The sequence below is a fragment of the Demequina silvatica genome, assembly GCF_000971215.1.
Taxonomy (GTDB): Bacteria; Actinomycetota; Actinomycetes; order Actinomycetales; family Demequinaceae; genus Demequina; species Demequina silvatica.
The window spans coordinates 55,064-79,215 of the sequence record NZ_BBMA01000005.1 but is presented as its reverse complement, the minus strand read 5'-3'; the positions used below and the strand labels follow the sequence as shown (position 1 = coordinate 79,215).

The following is a 24,152-nucleotide window of genomic DNA, read 5'->3' as shown; positions in this document are numbered from 1 at the left end:
CCTCGAGGTCACCGCCTCCGCGTGACCGCCTTGTAGCCCTCGAGCACCAGGAACACGCCCAGCGCGATCGCCGCGGTGACCGCCCACGCGCCGACACCGATCGGCGCCGAGCCGAACCACGCGTGCATGAACGGCGCGTAGGTGAACACCAGCTGGAACGCGAGGAGCGCGCCGATCGCGATCCACACGGCCCGGTTGCCCGTGAGCACCCGCCGGGTGAGCGACGTGCTGTCGAGGAACCGCGAGTTGAACAGGTACGCGACCTGGCCGAGCACCAGCATGGTGACGGTGACGGTCTGCGCGTGCGCGGTGTCGAGGTCGGCGGCCCGGGTCCACGCGTACACGCCGAGCGTCGCGCCGCCGATCAGCAGCGAGGCGACCACCACGTGGGCCAGCGAGGAGCGCGACAGGACCGCGCCGCCGGAGCCGCGCGGCGGCCGGCGCATCAGCCCGGGCTCGGCGGCCTCATAGGCAAGCGCCAGCGACAGCGTGGTGCCGCACACCAGGTTGACCCACAGGATCTGCACCGGGTCGAGCGGCAGCGTCAGCCCCAGCAGCACCGCCACCAGCATCACCAGCGACTGGGCGCCGTTGGTGGGGAGCAGGAACACCACGGACTTGCGGATGTTGTCGTAGATCCGCCGCCCCTCCTCGACTGCACGCTCGATGGTCGCGAAGTTGTCGTCCGCGAGCACGATGTCCGCGGCCTCCTTGGTGGCCTCCGTGCCCTTGATGCCCATCGCGACGCCCACGTCCGCGCGCCTCAGCGCGGGCGCGTCGTTGACGCCATCACCGGTCATCGCGACCACCTCGCGGTGCGCCTGCAGCGCCCGCACGATCCGGATCTTGTGCTCGGGTGAGGTGCGTGCGTAGATGTCGACGTCGCGCACGCACGCCTCGAGGTCCTCCTGCGACATCCGCTCGAGCTCGGCTCCGGTGAGGTGGCGCACCTCGCCCTCGGCGGGCGCGATGCCGAGCTCGCGCGCGATCGCGGTCGCGGTGCCGGCGTGGTCGCCGGTGATCATCTTCACGCGGATGCCGGCCGCGTGGCACTGCGCGATCGCGTCGATCGCCTCCGGCCGGGGCGGGTCGACGATTCCGAACAAGCCCAGGAACACCAGGCCGTTCACCTCGTCCTGGGAGATCCCGTCCTCCGCGAGCTCCGCCTCCGCGGGAGTCTCCGCGGCGGCCAGCGTGCGCAGCCCTCGCGATGCGAGCGCCTCGATCTCACGGTGCCACAGCGCCGCGTCGATCGGCTCGAGCGAGCCGTCCGCGCCGCGCTGGTGGGTGCAGCGGTCGAGCAGCCTGTCGGGCGCGCCCATGGCACGGAGGACGATCCGCCGGTCGCCCAGGCGGTCGAGCGTCGCCATGTACTTGTGGGCCGAGTCGAAGGGCAGCTCAGCGAGCCGCTCGTGCGCGTGCGCGTCGACGCCGGTCTTGAGCGCGAGGGTCGCGATCGCCCCCTCGGTGGGCTGGCCCACCACGCGCCAGCGGCCGTCCTCCTCGACCACGCGGGCGTCGTTGCACGCCGCCGCTGCGGCGACCAGGGCTGCCAGGTCCGCGCTGCCGTCCAGGGTGACCGGCGCATCGTCCCTCATCACCCGGCCGTGCGGCGCGTAACCGGTGCCCTCGACGGCGTACTCGCCGGCGCGGGTGACCACGGCGCGCACGGTCATCTCGTTCTGCGTGAGGGTGCCGGTCTTGTCCGAGCAGATGGTGGTGACGGAGCCGAGCGCCTCGACGGCGGTAAGCTTGCGGGCGATCGCCTGACGGCGCGCCATCTGCGCGACTCCCAGGGCTAGGGTGATGGTCACCACCGCGGGCAGACCCTCGGGGATCGCGGCGACCGCGAAGCCGATGGTCGCGGAGATGAGCTCGTTCAGGTCGAAGCCGTGGACGAACAGCCCGATCACCACCATCAGCACCGCCATCCCGAGGATGCCGATCGACAGCTGCTTGCCGAACCGGTCGAGCTGCTGCGACAGCGGCGTCTCGAGCGACTCGGCGGACGTGACCATCTGCTGGATGCGTCCGATCTCAGTCGCGGGGCCCGTCGCCGTGACCACGCCGCTGCCGGAGCCGGTCGCGACCAGGGTGCTGGAGTAGAGCATGGAGATGCGGTCGCCGATCCCGGCGTCCGCGGCCACCTCGGAGGCGTCCTTGATCGCGGCGACGGACTCGCCGGTGAGGGCCGCCTCGTCGACCTGGAGGTTCGCGCAGTCGAGCAGGCGCACGTCCGCAGGGACGCGGTCGCCCGCGCGCACCCGCACCACGTCGCCCGGCACCACCGTCTCCGCGGGCACGGCTCGCCACTCCCCGTCGCGTAGCACGTGCGCCTCGGTCGACAGCATGGTGCGGATGCCGTCAAGGGCCCGCTCCGCCTGTCCCTCCTGCACGAACCCGATGACGGCGTTGATCACCGCGACGCCGAGCACCACGGAAAAGTCCACCCAGTCGCCCATCAGGGCCTTGAGCACGGCGGCGCCGAGCAGGATGTAGATGAGGACGTCGTTGAAGTGGGCGAGGAAGCGCAGGATCGCCGGCTTGCGGGGCGGCGGTGGGAGCTCGTTGCGGCCGTGGCGCTCGAGACGGGCGGCGGCGTCGGCCGCGCTGAGGCCGGTGCGCGACGCGTCGAGCGCGGCGAGCACCGAGGTGGGGGACGAGGCGTGGGGCAGGAGTGTCGTTGTCATATGAGTCTCGTTCGGGCGGGTCGTCCGGTTTAACGGCTTGCGATGCGATCAATCTATGGCATGAGTTTTGCGATTCCTTGGGTAAAGGTCCCGGGTGACCCGGACGCGGGCTGGCGGGTACCGCCAGGGTCTCCCTCCCATGATGCGTGGCGCGTAGCGTCGGTGCCATGACAGCCTCCAAGGACGACGTACGGGACTTCCTCACCAGCCGCCGCGCGAAGGTGACGCCCGCGATGCTCGGCCTGCCGGACCTCGGGACCCGCCGCGTGCCCGGCCTGCGCCGCGGCGAGGTCGCGATCCTCGCCGGCGTGAGCGTCGAGTACTACACCAAGGTCGAGCGCGGCGACCTGCGCGGGGTCTCCGACGAGGTTCTGGAGGCGATCGCGACGGCCCTGCGGATGGACGATGCGGAGCGCGCCCACCTCTTCGACCTCGCCCGGGCGGCGAACGCCGGCGTGAAGGCGCGCCGACGCGCGGCGCGCACGCCGGGTCTGCGGCCTGAGCTGCGGCACCTCATCGACGCGATGGGGGAGGCCGTCGCGATCGTGGGCAACCCGCGCGGAGACATCGTCGCGGCGAACGCCCTGGGTCGCGCGCTGTACTCGCCCATGTACGAGCGGCAGGACGAGCCCGTCAACTACGGGCGGTTCATCTTCCTCGACCCCGCCGCGCGCACCTTCTACCCGAACTGGGAGGAGATCGCCGACGGCAACGTCGCGACCATGCGCACCGCCGCGGGGCGCGACCCGTTCGACCGGGCCCTCTCGGACCTCATCGGCGAGCTGTCGACCCGGTCGGAGGACTTCCGTACGCGCTGGGCCCGCCACGACGTCCGCCTTCACCAGCTGGGCCGCAAGCGCATCGTCCACCCGGAGGTGGGGCTGGTCGAGCTGGACTTCACCCGGCTCGAGCTGCCGGCGGATCCGGGCCTCGACCTCACCACGTACACGGCGCCGCCAGGGTCCGATTCCGAGGAGAAGCTGCGGCTGCTCGCGAGCTGGTGGGCGTCGCGCAAGGTGACCGCGGGGCACTCCTCGGCTTAGCTCCGGCGCGTGGTCCGGGGGTGTCCCATAGGTCGGTTATGGTGATGCCACACCACACGCTCCACCGTCGGATGCGCGTGGTCTACGCCGGGGGGCATTCATGAGCAGCGGTACGTGCGTTCGCGTCGCGCCCTCACAGGCATACCCACTCATCGAATGGAGAATCATGCTCAAGCGCATCGTCGTCGCCCTCGCCGGCGCGGCACTCGCGATCGGCGTCGCGGTCCCGGCGTCCGCCGACTCGACGCCCAAGGTCGACCGCACCGAGTTCGCGGCCGTGAAGCGCGGCACCTCGCTGACTAAGGTGCAGTCGACCTTCGACGCGACCGGCAAGAAGACGTCGGAGTACATCGGCACCTACGTGAAGTCGCAGACCCGCGAGTGGAAGACGACCACGTCGGAGTACGGCTGGGTGATCGTCGACTTCACCAAGAAGAACGGCGTGTGGGTCCTGGACTCGAAGGCCGTGCACTGGGGCGTCGACGCGACGAACACCGCTGACAAGATGACCAAGGCCGAGTTCCAGAAGATCTGGAACGGCAAGACCATCGCGCAGGTGCGCTCGATCGCGGGCACCAAGGGCACCAACGTCTACGAGTACCTCTCGCAGTACCAGAAGACCATCACGGTCGAGTGGCCCGTCGACTCCGAGTACGGATACGCGCAGGTCGACTTCAAGTGGAAGAACGGCGCCTACACGGTGGTCGGCAAGAACGCCTACTGGGGCTGATCGCCCCGTCATCCCCGCCCGCCGCAGGGCGCGCCGGTTCGCGACCGAGCGGGGAGCCGTACAAGAGACGAGTACTGCGGGTACCCCTCTACGAAGGGTCTCCCTCCCGTGTGCGCGCGGTTCCATCCTGGAACCGACCACGTCGGAAGGAGACACCCATGTCCGAGACCCCCATCCAGTGCATGCTGGGCGACGTCGCGCCCGAGTTCGCGGCGCTCACGGACGACGTGCTGTTCGGGCGCGTCTGGGCGCGCACCGAGGAGCTGTCCGCGCGTGACCGCAGCCTCGTGACCATCACCAGCCTGGTGAGCGCGGGCAACATCGAGCAGCTGTCCGCGCATATCCCCATGGGCCTGGCCAACGGGCTCTCCCAGGAGGAGATCGTCGAGGCGATCACCCACGTCGCGTTCTACGCCGGCTGGCCGCGCGCCGTGTCCGCGCTCACCCTCGCCAAGCAGCTGTTCGCATCGACAGGAGACGCCGCATGAACATCGACCCCGCCATCCCGACCATCAAGAACCCGCCGGAGCAGTTCGCGGGCGACGTGTGGCTCGACCCCGTCGTGATGCCGCACACCGACGACCAGCGTGCCGTGGTGGCGAAGGTGCGCTTCGCGCCGCACGCCCGCACCGCGTGGCACTCGCACGCGCGCGGCCAGTACCTCCACGTCACGCAGGGAGTCGCGTACTTCGGCGGCCGCGACGGCAGCCTCATCGAGGTGCGTGCCGGCGAGACGTTGTACACGCCGCCGGGGGAGGACCACTTCCACGCGGCCGGCGACGCGTTCATGGAGCACCTCGCGATCCTCGAGAACGGCGACGACCCGGCGACCACCACGGTGTGGAAGGAACACGTGGCCGACGAGCACCTGCCCGGCGCCCGCTGACCGCGAACACCTATCCACGCGCCCGCTGACCGCGAACACCTATCCACGCGCCCGAGGCGCTGCCCCACCAGATCCCCGAATGTGAACGTGCGCATGGCTGCTGACTGCGACATTCACCCATCGGTGCGTGGAGAGGTGCACGGGCGCGGCTGAGGGGTACTGCCGGTACCCGTCCCCACCCGCTCTCCCGCGCATCGTCCCCAGCCGGGAGGCTGGAGAAGTCCCCAGCAACACCCCCACAAGGAGACCTCAGTTGATGAAGGCCGCTTTCATGTACGGCGCCGGCGATGTCCGCGTCGAGACCACTCCCAAGCCCGAGATCCAGCAGCCCACGGACGCGATCGTGCGCACCGTGCGCGCGTGCATCTGCGGCTCCGACCTGCACCCTTACCACTCGATGCCCGCGTCCGAGCACGGCCAGAGCATGGGCCACGAGCTCATCGCCGTGGTCGAGGAGATCGGCTCCGAGGTGAAGAACCTCGAGGTCGGCGACTTCGTGGTGGTGCCGTTCGCGTTCTCGGACAACACCTGCGCGATCTGCAAGGAGGGCTTCCAGACCGCGTGCCCGCACGGCGGCTGGTACGGCACCCCCGCGGTCCCCGGCCTCCAGGCCGAGTACGCCCGCGTCCCCCAGGCCGACGGTTCTGCCGTGGTGGTCCACGACGTCGACCCCGAGACCGCCTCCGAGGAGCTCCTCGCGTCGCTGCTCGCGCTGTCGGACGTCTACCTCACCGGCTACCACGCCGCCTTCATGGCGGAGATCAAGCCGGGCCATACGGTCACCGTGATCGGTGACGGCGCGGTGGGCCTGTCTGCCGTCCTCGCCGCGAAGCAGATGGGCGCGGAGCGCATCATCCTCATGGGTCGGCACGAGTCCCGCACCGACCTGGGCCGCGAGTGGGGCGCCACCCACGTGGTGGCCGAGCGCGGCGCCGAGGGTGTCGCGAAGGTCATGGAGATCACCGGCGGCGAGGGCAGCCACGTGGTTCTCGAGGCGGTGGGGCACATGCCCGCCTACGAGCAGGCCTACGGCGTGGTCCGCGCGGGCGGCATCATCTCCCGCGTGGGCGTGCCGCAGTACGAGGAGGCACCCATCGGGTTCGGGTCCCTCTTCGGCAAGAACGCCCGGCTGGCGGGCGGCCCCGCGCCGGTCCGGGCCTACCTCGAGGACGCGATCCAGCAGGTCGTGTCCGGCGAGATCAACCCCGGCAAGGTGTTCGACATGACCGTCGGCCTCGACGGCGTCCCTGCGGGCTACGCCGCGATGAACGACCGCGAGGCGCTCAAGGTCATGGTGAACCCGAGCCTCTGACCAACCTTGGATGGGCCGCGCTCGCCGGGAGGCGACCGCGGCCCATCCCTTCACTTCCAGGGAGGACATCATGACCTCAGCACTGCAACCCGGAGCGACGGTCCTCGCGATCGGCGCCGCCGGCTCCATCGGGCGCCACGTGGTGCCCGCGCTCCTCGACGAGCGCCTCGCGGTCCGCGCGCTCGTGCGCGACGAGTCCCGCGCCCGCCGGGTGCTGCCCGCCGGCGTCGAGCTCGCGGTCGGCGACATCGAGACGGGCGCCGGCCTTGACGCGGCGCTCGACGGCGTCGACGGCATCGTGCTCACGCACGGCGGCGCGCCCCGCCCGGTCGACTACCAGGGCGTGGTGAACGTGCTCGACGCGCTCGCCGGGAGGCGACCGCGGATCGCGCTCATGACCTCGATGTCGACGTCGAAGGGCGGCTCCGAGTACGGCGGCGTCCTCGACTGGAAGCGCCGGTCCGAGCGGCTGGTACGCGCGTACGGCGCGGCGTACACGATCGTCCGGCCGGGCTGGTTCGACTACCAGGCCGCGGGGGAGCGCGCGCTGCTCATCGAGCAGGGCGACACCTCCCCGGTCGACAGCCACCGCGGCGTCGCGCGCTCGCAGATCGCGGCCGTGCTGGTCCACGCGTTGCTCTCCGAGGCCGCCGCCGGGGTGACGCTCGAGCTGTTCGCCCAGGAGGGCGAGATGCCGACCGGCTGGGACGGCGTGTTCGCGCCATTGCGGCGGGACGATGCGGTGGCCCTGGCCGGCGGTCAGGACGCGGGCGTCGCGCTCGCGGACGAGCCGGCCGAGGTGCTCGCCGACATCGAGCGGTTCGGGGCGCGCTGACGCGCGTCGCGGCCGAGGCTCGCCGAGAGGCGACCCTCGGCCGCGCGGGCATGCCCTCAGCTCACGCCCGCGCGGCCTCCCGCTCCTGCTCGCGCGACGCGGCGACGAGCCGCATGAGCTCCTCCGCGGCGACGTTCGCGCCGAACGCCGGGGCACCCGGCTGCAGGTGGCGACCCTGGTCGAGGCCGCCGATCGGCACCGGGTCGAAACCCAGCGCGTCGATCAGGCCCGAGACCGAGGCGACCGCCGCATCGTCCCCACCCGCCAGCGCGATCGCGCGGCGGCCGGCCGTGCCGGCGGGGCGCGGGCCCTCGTCGAGGTCGTGGTAGCCCATGTGGTTGAAGGCCTTGACCACGCGCGCGCCGGCCAGGCGCCGGGCGACCGTCTCGGAGGACGTGGTGGTGGGGTCGGTGAGGTCGTCGCGGACGCCGTCCACCTCCCACCAGTAGTTCATCGCGTCGATGACGAGCGCGCCGTCGAGGGCGGTCGCGTCCACGGTGTGGTGCTTGCCGAGCGGCAGCGCGAGGATCACGGCGTCCGCCTCGGCGGCGACGGTGGCCGCGGTCGCGACCCGCGCGCCGGGCGCGAGCACCTCGACGATGAGCGCGATGCGGTCGGGGTCGCCCGAGCCGGCCACCGCGACCTCGTAGCCGGCCGCGACGGCGAGGCGCGCGAGCACGGTGCCGAGCTTGCCCGCACCCAGGATCCCCACGGTGCGGATGGCGGTGCCCGTCACGCGGCGCCCTCGGCGAGCACCTCGCGCACGCGCGGGATGACCTGGGTGCCGAACAGCTCGACCGCACGCAGGCGCGAGGACGCGGGCATGGCGCCGCCGCCGGTGTAGACGAAGTCGAAGCGGCCCACGTCGAGCGCGCGGATCGCGGCGGCCATCTTGATGGCGACGGTCTCGGGGGAGCCGACGTAGAGGGAGCCGAAGTCGACCTCGTCGTCGTACTGGGCGCGCGTCATGGCGGGCCAGCCGCGCTCGGCCCCGATACGGTCGCGCATGGCCTTGTAGCCGGGGAAGTAGGACTCGCGCGCCTCCTCGTCGGTGGGGGCGATGAAGCCGTGGCTGTGCATGCCGACGGGGTGCGCGGTGGTGCCGAGCTGCGCGGTCGCACGCCGGTACAGGTCGACATACGGAGCGAAGCGGCCCGGGTCGCCGCCGATGATCGCGAGCATGAGGCGCAGGCCGTAGCGTGCGGTGCGGATCACGGACTCGGGGGAGCCGCCCACGCCCACCCAGGTGGTGAGGGCGCCGGAGTCGGTCTTGGGGTAGACGTCGGCCTCCGTGAGCGCGGCACGCGTGGTGCCCTGCCATGTCACCGGCTTCTCGGTGAGCAGCTGCGCGAACAGCTCGAGCTTCTCCTCGAAGAGCACCTCGTAGTCGGCGAGGTCGTAGCCGAACAGCGGGAAGGACTCGGTGAAGGAGCCGCGGCCCAGGATGACCTCGGCGCGGCCGTTCGACACCGCATCGAGGGTGGAGAAGCGCTGGAACACGCGGACCGGGTCGTCGGAGGACAGCACGGTGACGGCGGAGCCCAGGGTCACGTGCTCGGTGCGCGACGCGATGGCCGCGAGGACCATCTCGGGGGAGGAGATCGCGAAGTCCGGGCGGTGGTGCTCGCCCAGCGCGACGGCGTCGATCCCGACCTGGTCGGCGAGCGCCGCCTCCTCGACCACCTGGCGCAGGGACGCGGCGTGGGACATCGGCTCGCCCGAGTCGTGCAGGGGCAGGTCGCCGAAGGTCTCGATGCCGAACTTCACGTCGGCTGCGGGGGTGGTCATGCGGGCTCCTCGTGGTCGGCGCCGGTTGTTGAGGCGTCAACTACTGAGCGTAACCGGGGTGCGGTCTATTCCGCAGCCCGGCGGGCCGATGGTCCCGCGCGGCGGCCGCGGACGGGCATAGGTTTCAGGGGGCGGGGCGATGAGGCTCCGCGTGACCCGAAGGAACCGCCATGGGCGACGATGTCGAGGTGATCGAGCGGGCGGAGGCCATCCTCCGCGACTACGGCCGCAGCCGCGCGGTGCGCTGGCGGCGCCTGCTGCTCGAGCTGTTCCTCGCGCAGGATCTTCATCTGGACGACGCGATCCGGCACTGAGCGCGCCCGGCGCCGAGCACCGACGCGCGGATGGCGCTTCCCCCCGCGGGGAGGGCCGTCCGCGCGCCGGCGTGCGTCAGCTCGCGGACGCTGATACCGGGGTGCCGGACATCGACGCGGAGGCGACCCGCGCATCGTCCCCATCCGACGCGCCGTCCTTCGGGGCGAACAGCACCACCACGGCGCCCAGCGCCGCAGCGGCCGCGCCGATCACGAAGCACCAGGTGAAGGCGCTCGCGGTGGGCACGGGGTGGTCGCCGAGGTCCATGGTGGAGCTGGTGAGCACCAGCGCCATGACGGCTCCGGCGGTGGTGGTACCGATCGACCGCATCAGGGTGTTGACGCCCACGCTGGACGAGGCCTCCTCGGCGGGCACGTTGGAGAGGATGAGCGTGGGCATGGCGGCGTAGCCGATGCCGACGCCGGCGGAGACCACGCAGGCGAGCAGCATGAGCTGCCATGGCGCATCGGTGAGGAAGATGCCGATGATGTAGCCGCCGGAGAGCACCGCGGCGCCGATCGCCATGGTGAGGCGTGCGCCGATGGTGTTGAGCAGGCGCGCGGACAGCGGTGTGAAGAGCATCATCGCGATGCCGCCGGGCGCCATCCACAGGCCGGCCTGAAGGATCGTCTGGCCCAGCCCGTAGCCGGTGGCCTCGGGCATCTCGAGCAGCTGCGGGACCACGATCGACTGCGCCATCATGCCGAAGCCGATGAGCACCGCGGCGAGGTTGGCGACCAGGACCGGGCGGCGGGCGAAGGTGCGCAGGTCCACGAGCGGGTCGTGGTGGCGCAGCTCGTAGGCGGACCACAGCGCGAGGACCGCGATGCCGCCGCCGATCATGCCCCACGTGGTCGCGGAGTCCCAGCCCCAGTCGTTGCCCTTCGACACGCCGACGAGCACGCCGACCAGGCCGATCGCGAGGCCGATCGCGCCGACGATGTCGAGGCGGGCGGGGTGGGCGTCGTGGCGGTGGGGCACGGTGACGATGGTGAGGATGCTCACGACCACGGCGAGGCCGGCGGAGACCCAGAACAGCATGTGCCAGTCGAACGTGTCGGCGATCCACGCCGAGAGCGGCAGGCCGAGCGCGCCGCCGACGCCGAGCGTGGCGCTGACCATCGCCACGGCGCCGTTGCGCTTGTCGGCGGGGGCGAGCTCGCGCACGGCGGAGATCGCGACGGGCACGTAGCCCATGGCGAAGCCCTGGAGCACGCGGCCGATGATCATGGGCGTCGCGCTGTCCGCGAGCGCGCACACGATCGAGCCGACGATGAGGCCGAGCGCGGAGCCGACCAGCACCGGCTTCTTGCCGTAGATGTCGGCGAGGCGGCCGATGACGGGCATGGCGACGCCGGCGGCGAGGAGGGTCGCGGTGATGACCCACGATGCGGTGGAGGCGGACGTGCCGAGCAGCTCGGGGAACTCGCTCTGGATCGGCACCACGAGTGTCTGCATGAGCGCCGCGCACAGCGACCCGAACGCGAGCACCACGATCGGCAGCATGGACAGCCGCCCGGTCGCGGCCCGAGGGCTCGCGGCGGCCGTGGCGCCCTGGGGGGAGGAGGACATGGGTGTGCCTTTCCTGTGGGGAGGGGACGATGTCACGGGCGCCTCGGGCGCGCATCGCACCTCGGGCGTCGCCGTATGTAAGTTACATACATATGACGATGTGTACGATACACGACATGGGCGCTCGTGACACCACCGTGGCCTCTCCGGCGATGCGCATGGCCGCGTTGCTGAGCCGGGCGGAGCGTGCGCGTCGCCTGGTCGAGCACCGGCAGACGCTAGGGACGGCCTATCTCCGGCTCCTGTGGCTGCTGGGCGACGGGCAGCCGCGGACCATGCGCGAGGTGGCCGAGCAGCTGGGGCTCGAGCAGTCGACGGTGAACCGGCAGGTCGCCGGGGCGCGGCGGCACGGGTACCTCCGGCGCACCCGGCCTCAGGGGAGCGCTGCGGCGGTCCTCGAGGTCACCGAGGCGGGGCTCGAGGTGCTGGACCGGGACGTCACGACCGCGATGGGCGCGATCGGGACCGGCCTCGGTGCGCTCACCCCGGAGGAGGAGCGCGAGCTCCTGGCGCTGCTCGGGAGGTTCTTCGACTCCTACGAGCAGGAGCTCGGGTAGGCCGCCCTACTGCCCGTCGCGCGCGGCCTGGCGCCGCAGGTACTTCCGGTCGTCGTTGGCGTACGCGTAGTACCAGCCGATGAGCAGCCCGCCCCCGACGAAGTTGCCGACCAGCACGATCGCGAGCTGCGCGAGCGCGAGCCCCCAGTCGAGGCCGTGCGTGAGGGCCGAGACGGAGAACACCACGGTGTTCGCGACCGAGTGCTCGAAGCCCACGAAGGCGAACACGAACACCGACATGATCATCGCGATCGCCTTGGTGAGGTCCTCCTTGATCACGCCGTTGTAGACCAGCAGCATGCCCAGGTTGATCATGAAGTTGCACAGGATCGCGCGGACGAACAGGTCCGACATCCCCGCCCAGCCCTGATCGAAGTAGGCGAGCTTGTGTTCGACCGAGGCGTCGAGCTGCGCGCCCATCGCTCCGCTGGCCATGGTGGAGCCGGCGACGAGGATCGCGACCGCGAGGCCGCCGATGATGTTGCCGCCGTAGCACATGGCCAGAACCCGGAGCGAGCGCAGCGGGGTGGTGCGCTTCCAGTACAGGCCGATGGTGACGATCATCATGTTCGACGTCAGCAGCTCGGACTTCGAGTAGTAGATGAACACGAGCGCGAAGCCGAAGATCATCGCGCCCAGGATCTTGCCGATGTTGACGAACGAGCCGTCCCCGGCGCTCTCGAACGCCGCGATGACCGCGAAGTTCGTGAGGTACATGATGCCGATGATGACGCCAGCCATGGCGGCGCGCATGAGGTAGACGCGGGCCAGCCCGCCGCTCATGGCGGTCTTGGTCTCGAGCGCGTCGAGGACCGTGGAGATGAACTGCTTACCAGGGAACAGCGCGCTCTGATCGCTCATGGGGCCCAGCCTGCCATGCGAGACCCCCCGCGTCCCGGGACCCGCCTGGGACTCAGTCGAGGCCGAACGCCTCGCGCAGCATCCGGCGCACCTGCGCGGGCACGTCGATCACCCCGGGGTGGAGGGCGTCGTACATCTGCAGCCCGTCCCAGGCGCCTACCAGGAACGCGGCCCGCTCGGCCGGGGACAGCGGGTCGTCGATGGGCAGCTTCGCGCGCTGCTGCATGATCATCCACGCGAACACGCCCGCGACCAGGTCGTGGCGCTTCTGGAGCGTCTCGCGAGCCGGGTGATCCTCGGCCCCCGCCTCCGCGGTGAGCACCGACAGGAGCTGGACCAGGCCCGGCGTCTCGGCGTTCCGCGCGGCCTGCTCGGCGAACCCCTCGACGACGTACTCCGCGGTCAGCTCCTCGGGCAGCTCGGTGGGCATGCCCTGAGCGTCGTGCCACTCGATGACCGCGAGCAGCAGCGCGGTCTTGTTGCCGAAGTGGTGGAGCAGCGTCGAGTGGTCGACGCCGGCCTCGCGCGCGATCGACCGCAGCGAGGCGCCGTAGAAGCCCTTCTGGGCGAACGCGGTCGCCGCGCTCTCCACGATCGACTGCTTGGTCGCGCGTCCCGTGGCGTACCCGTCGGGCATGGCCGTTCCTCTCCTGTGCAGGCGTGTCGCGCCGGATTTTCCACCACGCGGTGGAATTTGTTACGCTCCACGCCAGAACCCCACCAACCGGTGGAACTTGATGCGAGGTAGTTTCTCATGACGGTCGACGGCGACAGGCTCCTGACGCGCAGCGCGATGACGCTCGCGGAGAAGGCGTCCCTCATGTCGGGCGCCAACTTCTGGAACACCAAGGCCGTCGAGCGGCTCGGCGTTCCCGGGATCATGCTGACCGACGGCCCCCACGGCCTGCGCAAGCAGGGCGGCGCCGCCGACCACCTGGGCCTCAACGCCTCCATCCCGGCGACGTGCTTCCCGCCCGCCGCGACCCTCGCGAACAGCTGGGACCCGGCGCTGCTCGAGCGAGTGGGCGGGGCGCTCGGCACCGAGGCCGCCGCGGAGCGCGTGAGCGTCCTCCTTGGGCCCGGCCTCAACATCAAGCGCAACCCCCTCGCCGGCCGCAACTTCGAGTACTTCTCCGAGGACCCCCTCCTGTCCGGCACGCTCGCCGGCGCGCTCGTCCGTGGCATCCAGTCCCAGGGCGTCGCCGCATGCCTCAAGCACTACGCGGTCAACAGCCAGGAGACCCACCGCATGACCATCGACGAGGTGGTCGACCGGCGCTCCCTCCACGAGCTCTACCTCGAGGGCTTCCGCATCGCCGTCCGCGACGGGCGGCCCTGGTGCGTCATGACCTCGTACAACAAGGTCAACGGCACCTACGCCAACGAGCACCTCGAGCTCGCCGGCATCCTGCGCGACCGCTTCGGCTTCGACGGGCTCGTGGTCACCGACTGGGGCGGCAACAACGACCGCGTCGCTGGCCTGCTCGCCGGCAACGCCCTCGAGATGCCATCCGCGGACGGCGTGACCGACGCCGAGATCGTGCGCGCCGTCGAATCCGGCGCGCTAGACGAGGCCGTCCTTGACGCGCGGGTCGACGAGGTCCTGGCGCTCATCGAGCGCACCTCCGGCGCGCGGGGGGACGATGCGCCGGTCGCCGACCACGACGCTCACCACGCGCTCGCGGTCGAGGCCGCGCGCCGCTCGCTGGTGCTGCTGCGCAACGAGGGCGACGCGCTGCCGCTCGGGCCCGACGCGGGCCGCGTCGCCGTCATCGGCGACTTCGCCGCCACTCCCCGCTACCAGGGTGCCGGCAGCTCGCTCGTCAACCCCACCCGCGTCGACGCGCCGCTCGACGCGCTGCGCTCCACGGGCCTCGACATCGTCGGCTTCGAGCCCGGCTTCGCGCGCCGCGACAAGGCGTCGACGCGCCTTCGGGACCGGGCGCTGGCGCTCGCGATGCGCGCGGACACCATCCTGCTGTTCCTGGGCCTCGACGAGTCCGCCGAGGCCGAGGGCGTCGACCGCGCCCACATGCGGCTCGCCGCGAACCAGCTCGACCTGGTGCGCGCGATCACCCGGCTGGGCAGGCGCGTGGTGGTGGTGCTCGCGGGCGGTGCGCCGATCGAGCTCCCGTTCGCCGAGGACGTCGACGCGATCCTCCACGGCTACCTCGCCGGCCAGGGCGGCGGACGGGCCATCGCGGACGTCCTCACCGGGGTCGCCAACCCTGAGGGTCGCCTCGCTGAGACCTACCCGCTGCGCTACGAGGACGTGCCCTCGCACCGTGCCTTCGGTCGCACGGAGGCAAGCTCCGAGCACCGCGAGGGCATCTACCTGGGCTATCGCTACTTCGACAAGGTGGGCGCAGAGGTGCGCTACCCGTTCGGGCACGGACTCGGCTACACCGCGTTCGAGATGACCGGGCTGGTGGCAGGTCCCGCATCCGCGCGGGTGACGGTGACGAACGTGGGCCACCGCGACGGCCATGAGACCGTGCAGCTCTACGCGGAGGCGCCCGGCGCCTCCGAGGGCGAGCTCCGCGCCCCCCGCGAACTGGTCGGCTTCGCCAAGGTCGCCCTCGCGCCGGGGGAGAGCGTGACCGTCGAGATCGCCTACGCCGAGCACGCGTTCCACGTCTACGACGCCGCCGCCGACCGGTGGCGCGCCGTCGGAGGCTCGTACGCGATCCTGGCCGGTGCATCGTCCCGCGACATCCGGGCGCGCGCGGAACTGGTGGTCGCGGGCGACCCCTGGACCACGCCGGACGCCGCGCGGCTTCCGCACTACCTGTCGGGCCACGTCGAGGACGTCGACGCGGCCGAGTTCGAGGCCCTGCTCGGACGGCCGTTGCCGGCGGCGACCTGGGACCGCGACCGGCCGCTCACGCGCGCCGACATCATCGCCCAATGCCGGGGGCGTGGCGGCTTCGGCGGCCTCCTGTACTGGACGGTCGACACGGCGGGCGCCGTGCTCATGGCGCTCGGCAGGCCGCTCGCGGCCAACAACACCAGATTCGTGCTCGACCTGCCGTTCCGGTCGGTCGCGCGCATGAGCGGCGGCAGGGTCGACGAGGCGATGCTCGACGGCCTGCTGCTCATGGTCAACCGTCGCTTCTGGCGCGGGCTCGCCCGCGTCGGAGGCGCCTGGCGCGCTCGGCGAAGGAGCGAGCGCGCGTCACGCAAGGATTGAGAGAGACATGGCTACCCGCAAAGAGATCAAGCAGGAGGCCGTCGCGCGCGTCAAGGACGAGCGCGCGGCCACGCAGGCGCGCCGCGACGAGCTGAAGGCGATGACGCCCGACGAGCGCACCGCCGCCAAGGCCGCCGACAAGGCCGCCGCGAAGGAGGCGAAGGCCACGGCGAAGGAGGAGCGCGCGGAGGTGCGCGCCACCATGAACCGCGCCCAGCGTCGCGAGCTCAAGCGACGCGAGCGCGTCTACCGGAAGGTCAGCCACCGCCGTCGCCGCGCGATCGGTTGGGGCGTCACCGGCGTCGCCGTCATCGGGATCGGCGCCCTGGCCGCCCCCTACGTGGGCGGGCTCGCGCGCGTCGCGTCGCTCAGCTTCACCGACGACACCCCCGAGGCGGCCGCCGCCCGTGAGGCCGCGCTCGGCGTCTCCGAGTCCATCTCGGACGAGGGCATGGTGCTGCTCAAGAACGAGGGCGACGCGCTGCCCCTGACCGGCGGCGTCAACGTGTTCTCGTTCTCCTCGTTCAACCTGCGCCTGGGCGGCGGCGGTTCCGGCGGCTCCGACACCGCGGGCGCGCCCACGCTGTACGAGGCGCTCGAGGCCCAGGGCGTCGCCTACAACACGGACCTCTACGCGACGATGGAGGACGCGGGCGCCGAGCACTCCGAGGGCTCCAGCAACTTCCTGGTGCAGATCGCCGGCGCGATGCTCGGCGGGGAGAAGGAGCCCGCTCCGGACTACCTCACCGAGGACGTGCTCGCGCAGGCGCAGTCCTTCTCCGACACCGCGATCGTGGTGGTGGGCAACGACGGCTCCGAAGGCTCCGACTTCTCGCAGGAGCAGCTCCAGCTCAACGACGCGCAGCGCGAGCTGCTCGACAAGGTCACGGCGGTCCAGGACAACGTCATCGTGGTCGTGAACTCCGGCAACCAGATGGAGCTCGGCTTCCTCGACGAGTACCCCGAGATCACCGCCGCCGTGTGGATGGGCACCCCCGGGCCCCAGGGCGCGACCTCGCTCGCGAAGGTCCTCACCGGAGAGGTCAACCCGTCCGGTCGCCTCACCGACACGTACGCGTACGACGTGTCGACGGCCCCCGCGACCGAGAACTTCGGGGACCACGACTACACGAACGTCAAGCGCTCGTTCCTCGACTACGAGGAGGGCATCTACGTCGGCTACCGGTACTACGAGACCCGCTACGAGGGCGACGAGGCGGGCTACGCCGAGACGGTGCAGTTCCCGTTCGGCTACGGCCTCAGCTACACCTCCTTCGACTGGGAGACCGCGGAGCCGGTGATGACCGACGAGACCGTGTCCGTCGACGTGACCGTCACCAACACCGGCGACGTCGCGGGCAAGGACGTGGTCCAGGTCTACTTCTCCGCACCGTACACCGGCGACATCGAGAAGTCCTCGATCGAGCTTGCCGGCTACGCGAAGACGGGGCTGCTCGAGCCCGGCGCCTCCGAGACCGTCACCGTCGAGTTCGCGGTCCAGGACATGGCGTCCTGGGACACCGCCGCGGGCGGCGCGTACGTGCTGGAGGCCGGCGACTACGAGATCTCCGCACGTTCCGACGTCCACTCGCCCGTCGCATCGTCCACCGTGACCGTCGCGAACGACGTCACCTTCGACGCGGACGCGGGCACCGGCGTCGCGTACGAGAACCGCTTCGACTACGTCGAGGGCGACCTCACCTACCTCTCCCGCGCGGACTGGGAGGCCACCTACCCGGCCGCTCCCGACGGCACCGAGGAGGCGTCCGACCAGGTGCTCGCGCTCATGGACCCGACGTTCGAGCCCGCCGAGGGCGAGGCGCCCACTTACGGCGCCGAGAACGGGCTGACGCTCGCCGACATGGTGGGCCTCGAGCACGACGACCCGCAGTGGGACGCGTTCCTGGACCAGCTCACGCTCGACGAGCAGGTGGACCTGTTCTCCTACGGCGCGTACCAGTCGGTCGCGGTGGAGCGCCTGGGCGTCCCCTCGATCACCATGCTCGACAGCCCCGCGGGTCTCAACTCGCTCTTCTCGCCGCTCGACTCCGCGGCCTACCCGACCGAGGTGGTCATCGCCTCGACGTGGAACGACGAGCTCGCGTACGCGTGGGGCGAGTCGGTGGGCAACGAGGCGAAGGCGTACGGCGTCGAGGTCTGGTACGCCCCCGGCATGAACCTGCACCGCACGGCGCTGGGCGGCCGTGACTTCGAGTACTTCTCGGAGGACCCGCTGCTCACCGGCAAGATGGCCGCGGCCGTGGTGTCGGGCTCGCAGGACCAGGGCGTGCCGACCACCATCAAGCACTTCGTGCTCAACGATCAGGAGACCAACGCACGCACGGGCATCAACGTGTTCGCGTCGGAGCAGGCGCTGCGTGAGCTGTACCTCCAGCCGTTCGAGATCGCGGTCAAGGAGGCCGATGCGGCGGGCGCGATGAGCTCGTTCATCAACCTCGGCGGGAGCTGGGCCGGCGGCAACGAGGACCTGCTCGAGGAGGTCCTGCGCGGCGAGTGGGGCTTCGAGGGCTTCGTGTCCACCGACGCCGTGCTCGGCGGCTGGATGGACCCCGAGCTCGCCGCGCGCGGCGGCAACGACTGGATGCTCGCGGTGTTCCCCTCCGCGACCGTGAAGTCCACCAAGGCCGCCGTCGACGCGGACCCGGTGGGCATGGGTGAGGCGCTGCGCGAGCGCGTGCACAACATCCTGTTCACCGTCGCCGGATCGCACGCGATGGACGCGTCCTAGCGGGGCGCGCCGCCGACCACCTTCCCCCCGACCCGTATGGCGGACGGATCCCGCATCCGTCCGCCATACGGGTGGCCCTCCACCTGCATGCAGGATCGATCGCTGATCCGCCCTGCCTATCCGTGCACAGCCCCGCGACCTGCGTGAACCCCGCCGGCGCATCGTCCCCTTGCGGACCCCTCCTTCAGAGAAACGGAAAGTCGATGACGACACCGACCACGTCCCGACCGCGCCTCGCCCTGCTGCTCGGTCTCTCGGGGCTCGCGCTCTTCGCGCTGACCACGCTCGCCATGCGCGCCACGCTGCCGGAGGCCTTCTCGCAAGGCATCGACGACGCGTGGCGGGCGCTCGTGGGTGCCTCCACCGTCGATGCCGTCGACGGTCCGCTCCCGATGTTCTTCCAGAACTTCGGCGAGGGTCCGGGCTTCCTGGTGCACCTGATCCTGGTGCCGGTCGCGCTGCTGGTGACCCGTCGCTGGCGCAGCGCGCTCTTCTGGATCGCCGCGATGATGGGCGCGAACCTGGTGGTGTCGCAGGCGGTCAAGCACCTCCTCGACCGGGAGCGTCCCGCCCTGGACAAGGCCGCCGGGCTCTACGGGCCGCTGTTCCACACGGACCACGGCTCTTTCCCCTCGGGGCACTCGGTCACGATGGGTGCCTTCGTGGTCGCCGTCGCGGCCCTCGTGCCTGTGGCCGTGCGGCGCTGGTGGTGGGCGGTGGGCGCCGTCCTCGCGGTCGGGATGATCTGGCAGCGCACGCTCATCAACGCGCACTGGTTCACGGACGCGGTCGCGGGCGTGCTCGGTGGCGCGGCGTTCGCCGCGCTGATGTGGTGGGCGTTCGCGCTGCTGCTCGACAAGGATCGCGGGCGGCCCCTCCGTCGCGTGCGTCCGACCGCGCCGCAGACCGTGGCGGCCGACGCATGACCGCCGCCCGCACGACCGAGGCGACCGGCGCATCGTCCCGCCCCTCTGCGCCGCGCCGCTGGCGCCGCCGCCTCGCGATCACCGGCGGCGTGGTCGGCGGGCTGGTGCTCGCGGCCGGGGCCGCCGGCTGGTACTTCGCCTACACCCCTGCACCCGAGGAGCCGACGCTCGACGCCACGGTCGAGCAGCGCTCGATCACCGTCGACGGGATGGAGCGCACCTTCACGGCCGTGGTGCCGTCGTCGCTTGCGGACGATGCGCCGCTGTGGGTCGCGCTGCACGGGTCGCGCATGGACGGCGACGGGATGCGCGCCGCGACCGGCTACCAGCTCGATGAGCTCGCGGTCGCGCACGGCTTCGTGGTGGTCTATCCCGACGGCTACCAGGACACCTGGCACGACTGCCGACCGGACACCGGCTACCCGGCGACCGACCAGGGCGTCGACGACGTCGCGTTCCTCGAGGCGCTCGTCTCGGAGGCGGCGAGCGCGTACGGGCTCGACACGTCCCACGTGTACGGCGTGGGCTACTCCAACGGCTCCCACATGCTCTTCCGCATGGCCGCCGAGTCGCCGGGCACGTTCGCCGGCATCGAGGCGAACGCGGCGAACCTGCCCACCGAGGACAACTGGTTCTGCGAGTCCTGGACCGCGCCGATCCCGACCATCCTGGTCGAGGGCACGGGCGACCCGATCAACCCGTTCGAGGGTGGCCAGGCCGGCGCGTTCGGGCAGGACCTCGGCACGGTGATGTCGGCCGCGGAGTCCGCGGCGGCGATCGCCGAGATCAACGGCGTGAGCGGCGAACCGGCCGAGTCCGTGGTCGGGGGAGAGCCGGGCGAGGCAGGTGCCGTCACCCTGACCGCCTACGGCGCCGACGCCGAGGCCCCAGTGCTGCTGTACACCGTCGAGGGCGGCGGCCATGGCGTGCCGAACCCCGAGACCCGCCTGCCCCGCATGATGGGCGGCGGCACCGATGAGCTCAACGCGCCGGTGGCGGCGTGGGAGCTGTTCTCGCGCCGCGGTTGACCCTCGGGGGCTGTCCACAGATCAGCGGTCGCGGCTGTCCCGATGATGACGGGATGCCTACCGTCAGACCATGGTCACCGCGAGCACGCGCATTGCTCGACCGCTTCGCTGGGCGGGAGCGGCGGCGCTTGTGGTGCTCGGCGGGGTCGTCGGCGCCCTGGTGACGGCCATCGTCATCGACGGCACTGTCGACGCGAGTCGGGCCGCCTCGATCGTCGGTGACCTCGGACCGCTGGCAACGGCGGTGGCCGCCGGGCTCGCAGCGTGGGGTGTGGTCCACACCTCCGCTCAGCGCGCACTCGAGGCCCGCGCGGAGCAGCGGCGACGCGAGCTCGACCACTGGTGGGAGACGGCGCGCTGGGCAGTCGAACTGGCGGAGGAAGGGCGAGCTCGGGCCGCCCGCGCGACCCGTACCTACCTGCTCGGCGCGGCGTCGACCGCCGAGCAGCGCGCATTCATCCAGGGTGCGATCGCGGCGCATGTCGCGGCGGTGGGCCCCATGCCGGGCGAGTCCACCGGCGCGTAGGGTAGACGTCGATGCGGATGCCCTGGAAGGAGGCGAGCGGTCCGATGGAGGAGCTCCCGGTGTTCACCGTGACGGAGGCCCAGGCGGCCGCCGCATACACGCAGGTCGAGCTCGATCAGATCGAGCATCGCGACACGCCTGGCAATATCCGCGCCGCAGCGATGGGTGAGGTCGGGGAGGACCGCGTGGTCGAGATCGACGGGCGCCGCTTCATCGTGCACGTGACCCCTGGCCATCCTCCGGTCCGCGCCGTTCAGTAGCCGCCAGAGGCGGTCACCCGGTGACCGTCGCCCACCCGACCCGCCGCTCGCTCTCCGCCCAGAGCGCGTCGGCGAGCGCCGCATCGTCCATCTGGGGGTGACGCTTGCGGGGGAGCGCTCGGCGTTCGGTGTAGGTCTCGCCGGAGCGCGCCGTCGCGCCATCCATCGCCCAGATGAGGTTCGCGGCGCCGTCCTCCGGGGTGCGTAGGAATCGCGCCAGCGGGCCCTTGTAGAAGAGCTTCATCGACACGGTGCCGGTGTCCTTCGCGAAGTTCGACGCGATGTCGCCCGGGTAGATCGCGACCGCGCGCACGCCCCTTGCACCGAGGCGGGCATCGAGTGACCGGGCGAACAGCATGGTCGCGAGCTTCGCGTTCCCGTAGGCCGTGGTCACCTTGTAGGAACGCGCCGAGTCGAGATCCGCCAGGTCGAGGCGGCCGTACTTGTCCGCCGCGGCGCTCGCGGTGTTCACCACCGTCGCGCGGCCCGCGATCAGCTCCTCCACCAGGAGGTTCGTCAAAAGGAAACCGGCGAGGTGGTTCACCTGCAGGGTGAGCTCGTTGCCGTCGACGGTCACGGCCCGTTGCGCGAAGATCCCTCCGGCGTTGTTGGCGAGCACGTCGAGGCGGTCGGTGCGCTCGCGGACCCAGGCCGCCAAGGCGCGCACGTCGTCGAGGCGAGCGAAGTCCGCGGGGAAGGCCTCGCCGCCGGTCGACCCCGCGACCGCCGCGAGCTTGGCGGGGGAGCGGCCGGTGAGGAGCACGCGGTCGCCGCGCTCCGCGAGCGCCCGCGCCGTCGCACCCCCGATCCCGTCGGACGCGCCGGTGATGAGGATGGTGCGCTGCGTCAAGGTGTCCTCCAGAGGTGCGCGTGAATCGTACCGAGGAGGACCGCCTCAGTACCCCCGCGGCTCCCGCACCTGGTACGGAGCCTCGAGCGCCTCGACCTCCTCGGACGTGAGCTCGATGTCGAGCGCCGCGACGGCGTCGGGGAGGTGGTGCGGCTTGGTCGCGCCCACGATCGGCGCGGAGACCACCGGGTTCCGCAGCACCCACGCGAGCGCGACCTGCGACATGGGGACGCCCCGCTCGGTCGCGACCTTCTCGACCGCGTCCACCACGCCCTGGTCCGCGTCCATGAAGGTCGCTTCCGCGACCGGGTCGTTCCCCGCGCGCGACGTCTGCGTGCCCCACGGCCGCGCGACGCGCCCCTTCGCGAGCGGCGAGTAGGGGATCGCGCCCACGCCCTGGTGCGCGAGCAGGCCCAGCATCTCGCGCTCCTCCTCGCGGTAGAGCAGCGAGTACTGGTCCTGCATGGACACGAACCGCGTCCACCCGCCCAGGTCCGCCGCGTGCTGCATGGTCGCGAACTGCCACGCGTGCATCGCCGAGGCGCCGATGTACCTCGCCTTTCCCGCCTTCACCACGTCGTGGAGCGCCTCCATGGTCTCCTCGATGGGCGTCGTGGGGTCGAACCGGTGGATCTGGTAGAGGTCAACGTAGTCCGTGCCGAGCCGCGTCAACGACGCGTCGATCTGCTCCATCACTGCCTTGCGTGACAGTCCCTGGCCGCCCGGGCCGTCGTGCATCCGGAAGTGCAGCTTGGTCGCGAGCACCGTCTCCTCGCGCGTGCTGAACTCGCGCAGCGCGCGTCCGGTCAGCTCCTCGCTCGCGCCCTCGGAGTACACGTTCGCGGTGTCCCAGAACGTGATGCCCAGCTCGACGGCCTGCCGGTAGAACGGCGCGGCCTGCTCCCACGCGAAGGCGCCCCACTGCGGCACCTGCGAGGTCGGGCTGCCGTAGGTCATGGTCCCGAGCGCGAGACGCGGGATGCGGAGCCCCGAGGCTCCGAGACGGGTGTACTTCATCTTCTGCTCCTGTGCGAGGGACGATGCGGTGGCTGGGTGGGCGACGAGGCTCAGGCCTCGGGGATCGGGCGGTCGAAGAACTCGTCGCGGATCGCATCCGGCTCGGGGCCGCCACGCACGCCGGTGTCGAGGGCGTCGATGGCCGCGAGCTCCTCGCCCGAGAGCGCGAAGTCGAAGACGTCGAAGTTCTCCGCGATGCGGCTCGGCGTGACCGACTTCGGGATCACCTGGCGACCCTCCTGGAGGTGCCAGCGCAGCATCACCTGCGCGGCAGTCTTGCCGTGCGCCGCGGCGATCTCGCCGATCGTCGGGTCCTCGAGCGTCGAACGGCCCTCGCCGCGGTAGAACGTGATGCCGCCGATGGGTGACCACGCCTGGTTGAGGATGCCCGCGGCGGTGTGCGCTGCTTGGACCGCGCCCTGCTGGAAGTACGGGTGGACCTCGATCTGGTTGACCGCGGGCACCACCTCGGCGACGTCGAGCAGGCGCGCGAGGTGGTCGGTCATGAAGTTGCTCACGCCGATCGCGCGGACCTTGCCGTCCTTGTAGAGCGTCTCGAGTGCGTGGTAGGCGGCGACGGTCTGCTCCCAACGGGACGGCGCGGGCTGGTGGAGGATCAGCAAGTCCAACTGGTCGATGCCGAGCTTCGCCGTGGCCTTCTCGAACGCGTGCAGCGTCTGCTCGTGGCCGTAGTCGCTCACCCACACCTTGGTCTCGATGAAGAGGTCGTCGCGCCGGATGTCGGACGCGGCGATGGCGGCGCCCACGCCGGACTCGTTGAAGTAGGCGGCGGCGGTGTCGATGTGGCGGTACCCGACCCGGAGCGCCTCGGTGACAGCGGTCGCGGTCTCGTCCGGCGGGGTCTGGAAGACGCCGTAGCCGAGGGCGGGCATGGTGACGCCGTTGTTGAGGGTGATGGTGTCCATGCCTGTGACGCTATGCCGCGGCGGGTCGCGGTGGGAGGTGCTGGCGTTACCCCGGTCACTGGCACCCCTCGCGCCCCGGGACACTCACCGT

At 71.4% G+C, this 24,152-nt stretch carries 23 protein-coding genes; 14 read left to right on the top strand and 9 right to left on the bottom strand.

Annotated features, from left to right (window positions below):
- Positions 1–8 precede the first annotated feature (8 nt).
- Complete coding sequence (locus tag AOM05_RS07845) at positions 9–2,690, bottom strand: cation-translocating P-type ATPase (RefSeq protein ID WP_062521017.1); 2,682 nt, start codon at positions 2,688–2,690, stop codon at positions 9–11.
- Between the two features lie 167 nt (positions 2,691–2,857).
- Here AOM05_RS07845 and AOM05_RS07840 point away from each other — a divergent pair, with 167 nt between their 5' ends.
- The 6 genes from AOM05_RS07840 (at position 2,858) to AOM05_RS07815 (ending at position 7,496) form a co-directional block, all read left to right on the top strand.
- On the top strand, positions 2,858–3,733 hold the full coding sequence (locus tag AOM05_RS07840) for a helix-turn-helix transcriptional regulator (RefSeq protein ID WP_062521016.1): 876 nt from the start codon (positions 2,858–2,860) through the stop codon (positions 3,731–3,733).
- A gap of 166 nt (positions 3,734–3,899) precedes the next feature.
- Complete coding sequence (locus tag AOM05_RS07835) at positions 3,900–4,463, top strand: hypothetical protein (RefSeq protein WP_062521015.1); 564 nt, start codon at positions 3,900–3,902, stop codon at positions 4,461–4,463.
- A 158-nt stretch (positions 4,464–4,621) separates the two neighbouring features.
- A complete protein-coding gene (locus tag AOM05_RS07830) occupies positions 4,622–4,951 on the top strand; it encodes a carboxymuconolactone decarboxylase family protein (RefSeq protein WP_062521014.1) in 330 nt (109 codons plus the stop codon).
- On the top strand, positions 4,948–5,349 hold the full coding sequence (locus AOM05_RS07825) for a cupin domain-containing protein (RefSeq protein WP_062521012.1): 402 nt from the start codon (positions 4,948–4,950) through the stop codon (positions 5,347–5,349). Before AOM05_RS07830 ends, AOM05_RS07825 begins: the two co-directional genes overlap by 4 nt.
- A 256-nt stretch (positions 5,350–5,605) precedes the next feature.
- Entirely contained in the window at positions 5,606–6,661 is a 1,056-nt protein-coding gene (locus tag AOM05_RS07820; RefSeq protein ID WP_174442361.1) for a zinc-binding dehydrogenase, read from the top strand.
- A gap of 70 nt (positions 6,662–6,731) precedes the next feature.
- A complete protein-coding gene (locus AOM05_RS07815) occupies positions 6,732–7,496 on the top strand; it encodes an SDR family oxidoreductase (protein WP_062521010.1) in 765 nt (254 codons plus the stop codon).
- Positions 7,497–7,557: 61 nt separating this feature from the next.
- On the opposite strand, the gene AOM05_RS07810 is transcribed toward AOM05_RS07815, so the two are convergent.
- Positions 7,558–8,232, bottom strand: coding sequence for an NADPH-dependent F420 reductase (locus tag AOM05_RS07810; protein WP_062521008.1), 675 nt, complete (start codon positions 8,230–8,232; stop codon positions 7,558–7,560).
- Positions 8,229–9,284 carry an LLM class flavin-dependent oxidoreductase gene (locus tag AOM05_RS07805; RefSeq protein ID WP_062521006.1) on the bottom strand — a complete coding sequence of 352 codons (1,056 nt, stop codon included), beginning with the start codon at positions 9,282–9,284 and terminating at the stop codon, positions 8,229–8,231. Before AOM05_RS07805 ends, AOM05_RS07810 begins: the two co-directional genes overlap by 4 nt.
- 170 nt (positions 9,285–9,454) lie before the next feature.
- Between AOM05_RS07805 and AOM05_RS14215 the strand changes: the two genes are divergently transcribed.
- Complete coding sequence (locus AOM05_RS14215) at positions 9,455–9,598, top strand: hypothetical protein (protein ID WP_156165106.1); 144 nt, start codon at positions 9,455–9,457, stop codon at positions 9,596–9,598.
- A gap of 76 nt (positions 9,599–9,674) precedes the next feature.
- Here AOM05_RS14215 and AOM05_RS07800 read toward each other — a convergent pair whose 3' ends face one another.
- Entirely contained in the window at positions 9,675–11,171 is a 1,497-nt protein-coding gene (locus AOM05_RS07800) for an MFS transporter (RefSeq protein WP_062521004.1), read from the bottom strand.
- Between the two features lie 116 nt (positions 11,172–11,287).
- On the opposite strand from AOM05_RS07800, the gene AOM05_RS07795 reads away from it, so the two are divergent.
- Positions 11,288–11,728 (top strand): MarR family winged helix-turn-helix transcriptional regulator, encoded by a 441-nt coding sequence (locus AOM05_RS07795; protein WP_062521002.1) that lies wholly within the window; start codon positions 11,288–11,290, stop codon positions 11,726–11,728.
- 6 nt (positions 11,729–11,734) lie between these two features.
- Here AOM05_RS07795 and AOM05_RS07790 read toward each other — a convergent pair whose 3' ends face one another.
- Both AOM05_RS07790 and AOM05_RS07785 read right to left on the bottom strand, forming a co-directional pair.
- Positions 11,735–12,589, bottom strand: coding sequence for a formate/nitrite transporter family protein (locus AOM05_RS07790; protein ID WP_062521000.1), 855 nt, complete (start codon positions 12,587–12,589; stop codon positions 11,735–11,737).
- Between the two features lie 52 nt (positions 12,590–12,641).
- Positions 12,642–13,226 (bottom strand): TetR/AcrR family transcriptional regulator, encoded by a 585-nt coding sequence (locus AOM05_RS07785; protein ID WP_062520998.1) that lies wholly within the window; start codon positions 13,224–13,226, stop codon positions 12,642–12,644.
- 117 nt (positions 13,227–13,343) lie between these two features.
- Between AOM05_RS07785 and AOM05_RS07780 the strand changes: the two genes are divergently transcribed.
- The 6 genes from AOM05_RS07780 to AOM05_RS07755 all read left to right on the top strand — a co-directional run bounded on the left by AOM05_RS07780 (position 13,344) and on the right by AOM05_RS07755 (position 21,268).
- The gene (locus AOM05_RS07780) at positions 13,344–15,779 is read left to right on the top strand and encodes a beta-glucosidase family protein (protein ID WP_062520996.1); all 2,436 of its coding nucleotides are present in this window, start codon (positions 13,344–13,346) and stop codon (positions 15,777–15,779) included.
- Positions 15,780–15,786: 7 nt separating this feature from the next.
- Positions 15,787–18,528: a glycoside hydrolase family 3 C-terminal domain-containing protein gene (locus AOM05_RS07775; RefSeq protein ID WP_062520994.1), complete on the top strand. Its 2,742-nt coding sequence runs from the start codon at positions 15,787–15,789 to the stop codon at positions 18,526–18,528.
- 203 nt (positions 18,529–18,731) lie between these two features.
- Positions 18,732–19,454: a phosphatase PAP2 family protein gene (locus tag AOM05_RS07770; protein WP_062520993.1), complete on the top strand. Its 723-nt coding sequence runs from the start codon at positions 18,732–18,734 to the stop codon at positions 19,452–19,454.
- Positions 19,451–20,482 (top strand): CE1 family esterase, encoded by a 1,032-nt coding sequence (locus tag AOM05_RS07765; protein ID WP_062520991.1) that lies wholly within the window; start codon positions 19,451–19,453, stop codon positions 20,480–20,482. The genes AOM05_RS07770 and AOM05_RS07765 overlap by 4 nt, the downstream gene beginning before the upstream one ends.
- Before the next feature lie 70 nt (positions 20,483–20,552).
- Positions 20,553–21,008 (top strand): hypothetical protein, encoded by a 456-nt coding sequence (locus AOM05_RS07760; RefSeq protein WP_156165105.1) that lies wholly within the window; start codon positions 20,553–20,555, stop codon positions 21,006–21,008.
- A gap of 59 nt (positions 21,009–21,067) precedes the next feature.
- Positions 21,068–21,268: a hypothetical protein gene (locus AOM05_RS07755; RefSeq protein WP_156165104.1), complete on the top strand. Its 201-nt coding sequence runs from the start codon at positions 21,068–21,070 to the stop codon at positions 21,266–21,268.
- A 13-nt stretch (positions 21,269–21,281) separates the two neighbouring features.
- Here the strand turns inward: AOM05_RS07755 and AOM05_RS07750 are convergent, their stop codons facing one another.
- From AOM05_RS07750 to AOM05_RS07740, 3 genes are read right to left on the bottom strand one after another with little or no spacing between them, the layout of a single operon-like run.
- On the bottom strand, positions 21,282–22,118 hold the full coding sequence (locus tag AOM05_RS07750) for an SDR family NAD(P)-dependent oxidoreductase (protein WP_062520987.1): 837 nt from the start codon (positions 22,116–22,118) through the stop codon (positions 21,282–21,284).
- Positions 22,119–22,163: 45 nt separating this feature from the next.
- Positions 22,164–23,135, bottom strand: a complete 972-nt coding sequence (locus AOM05_RS07745; protein ID WP_062520986.1) for an aldo/keto reductase — start codon at positions 23,133–23,135, stop codon at positions 22,164–22,166.
- Positions 23,136–23,185: 50 nt separating this feature from the next.
- A complete protein-coding gene (locus tag AOM05_RS07740) occupies positions 23,186–24,061 on the bottom strand; it encodes an aldo/keto reductase (RefSeq protein ID WP_062520984.1) in 876 nt (291 codons plus the stop codon).
- Positions 24,062–24,152 lie beyond the last annotated feature (91 nt).

Coding starts and splice junctions, on each gene's coding strand:
- AOM05_RS07845 (WP_062521017.1), bottom strand. CDS start 2,690: ATGACAACGACACTCCTGCCCCACGCCTCGTCCCCCACCTCGGTGCTC.
- AOM05_RS07840 (WP_062521016.1), top strand. CDS start 2,858: ATGACAGCCTCCAAGGACGACGTACGGGACTTCCTCACCAGCCGCCGC.
- AOM05_RS07835 (WP_062521015.1), top strand. CDS start 3,900: ATGCTCAAGCGCATCGTCGTCGCCCTCGCCGGCGCGGCACTCGCGATC.
- AOM05_RS07830 (WP_062521014.1), top strand. CDS start 4,622: ATGTCCGAGACCCCCATCCAGTGCATGCTGGGCGACGTCGCGCCCGAG.
- AOM05_RS07825 (WP_062521012.1), top strand. CDS start 4,948: ATGAACATCGACCCCGCCATCCCGACCATCAAGAACCCGCCGGAGCAG.
- AOM05_RS07820 (WP_174442361.1), top strand. CDS start 5,606: ATGAAGGCCGCTTTCATGTACGGCGCCGGCGATGTCCGCGTCGAGACC.
- AOM05_RS07815 (WP_062521010.1), top strand. CDS start 6,732: ATGACCTCAGCACTGCAACCCGGAGCGACGGTCCTCGCGATCGGCGCC.
- AOM05_RS07805 (WP_062521006.1), bottom strand. CDS start 9,284: ATGACCACCCCCGCAGCCGACGTGAAGTTCGGCATCGAGACCTTCGGC.
- AOM05_RS14215 (WP_156165106.1), top strand. CDS start 9,455: ATGGGCGACGATGTCGAGGTGATCGAGCGGGCGGAGGCCATCCTCCGC.
- AOM05_RS07800 (WP_062521004.1), bottom strand. CDS start 11,171: ATGTCCTCCTCCCCCCAGGGCGCCACGGCCGCCGCGAGCCCTCGGGCC.
- AOM05_RS07795 (WP_062521002.1), top strand. CDS start 11,288: ATGGGCGCTCGTGACACCACCGTGGCCTCTCCGGCGATGCGCATGGCC.
- AOM05_RS07790 (WP_062521000.1), bottom strand. CDS start 12,589: ATGAGCGATCAGAGCGCGCTGTTCCCTGGTAAGCAGTTCATCTCCACG.
- AOM05_RS07785 (WP_062520998.1), bottom strand. CDS start 13,226: ATGCCCGACGGGTACGCCACGGGACGCGCGACCAAGCAGTCGATCGTG.
- AOM05_RS07780 (WP_062520996.1), top strand. CDS start 13,344: ATGACGGTCGACGGCGACAGGCTCCTGACGCGCAGCGCGATGACGCTC.
- AOM05_RS07775 (WP_062520994.1), top strand. CDS start 15,787: ATGGCTACCCGCAAAGAGATCAAGCAGGAGGCCGTCGCGCGCGTCAAG.
- AOM05_RS07770 (WP_062520993.1), top strand. CDS start 18,732: ATGACGACACCGACCACGTCCCGACCGCGCCTCGCCCTGCTGCTCGGT.
- AOM05_RS07765 (WP_062520991.1), top strand. CDS start 19,451: ATGACCGCCGCCCGCACGACCGAGGCGACCGGCGCATCGTCCCGCCCC.
- AOM05_RS07760 (WP_156165105.1), top strand. CDS start 20,553: ATGGTCACCGCGAGCACGCGCATTGCTCGACCGCTTCGCTGGGCGGGA.
- AOM05_RS07745 (WP_062520986.1), bottom strand. CDS start 23,135: ATGAAGTACACCCGTCTCGGAGCCTCGGGGCTCCGCATCCCGCGTCTC.
- AOM05_RS07740 (WP_062520984.1), bottom strand. CDS start 24,061: ATGGACACCATCACCCTCAACAACGGCGTCACCATGCCCGCCCTCGGC.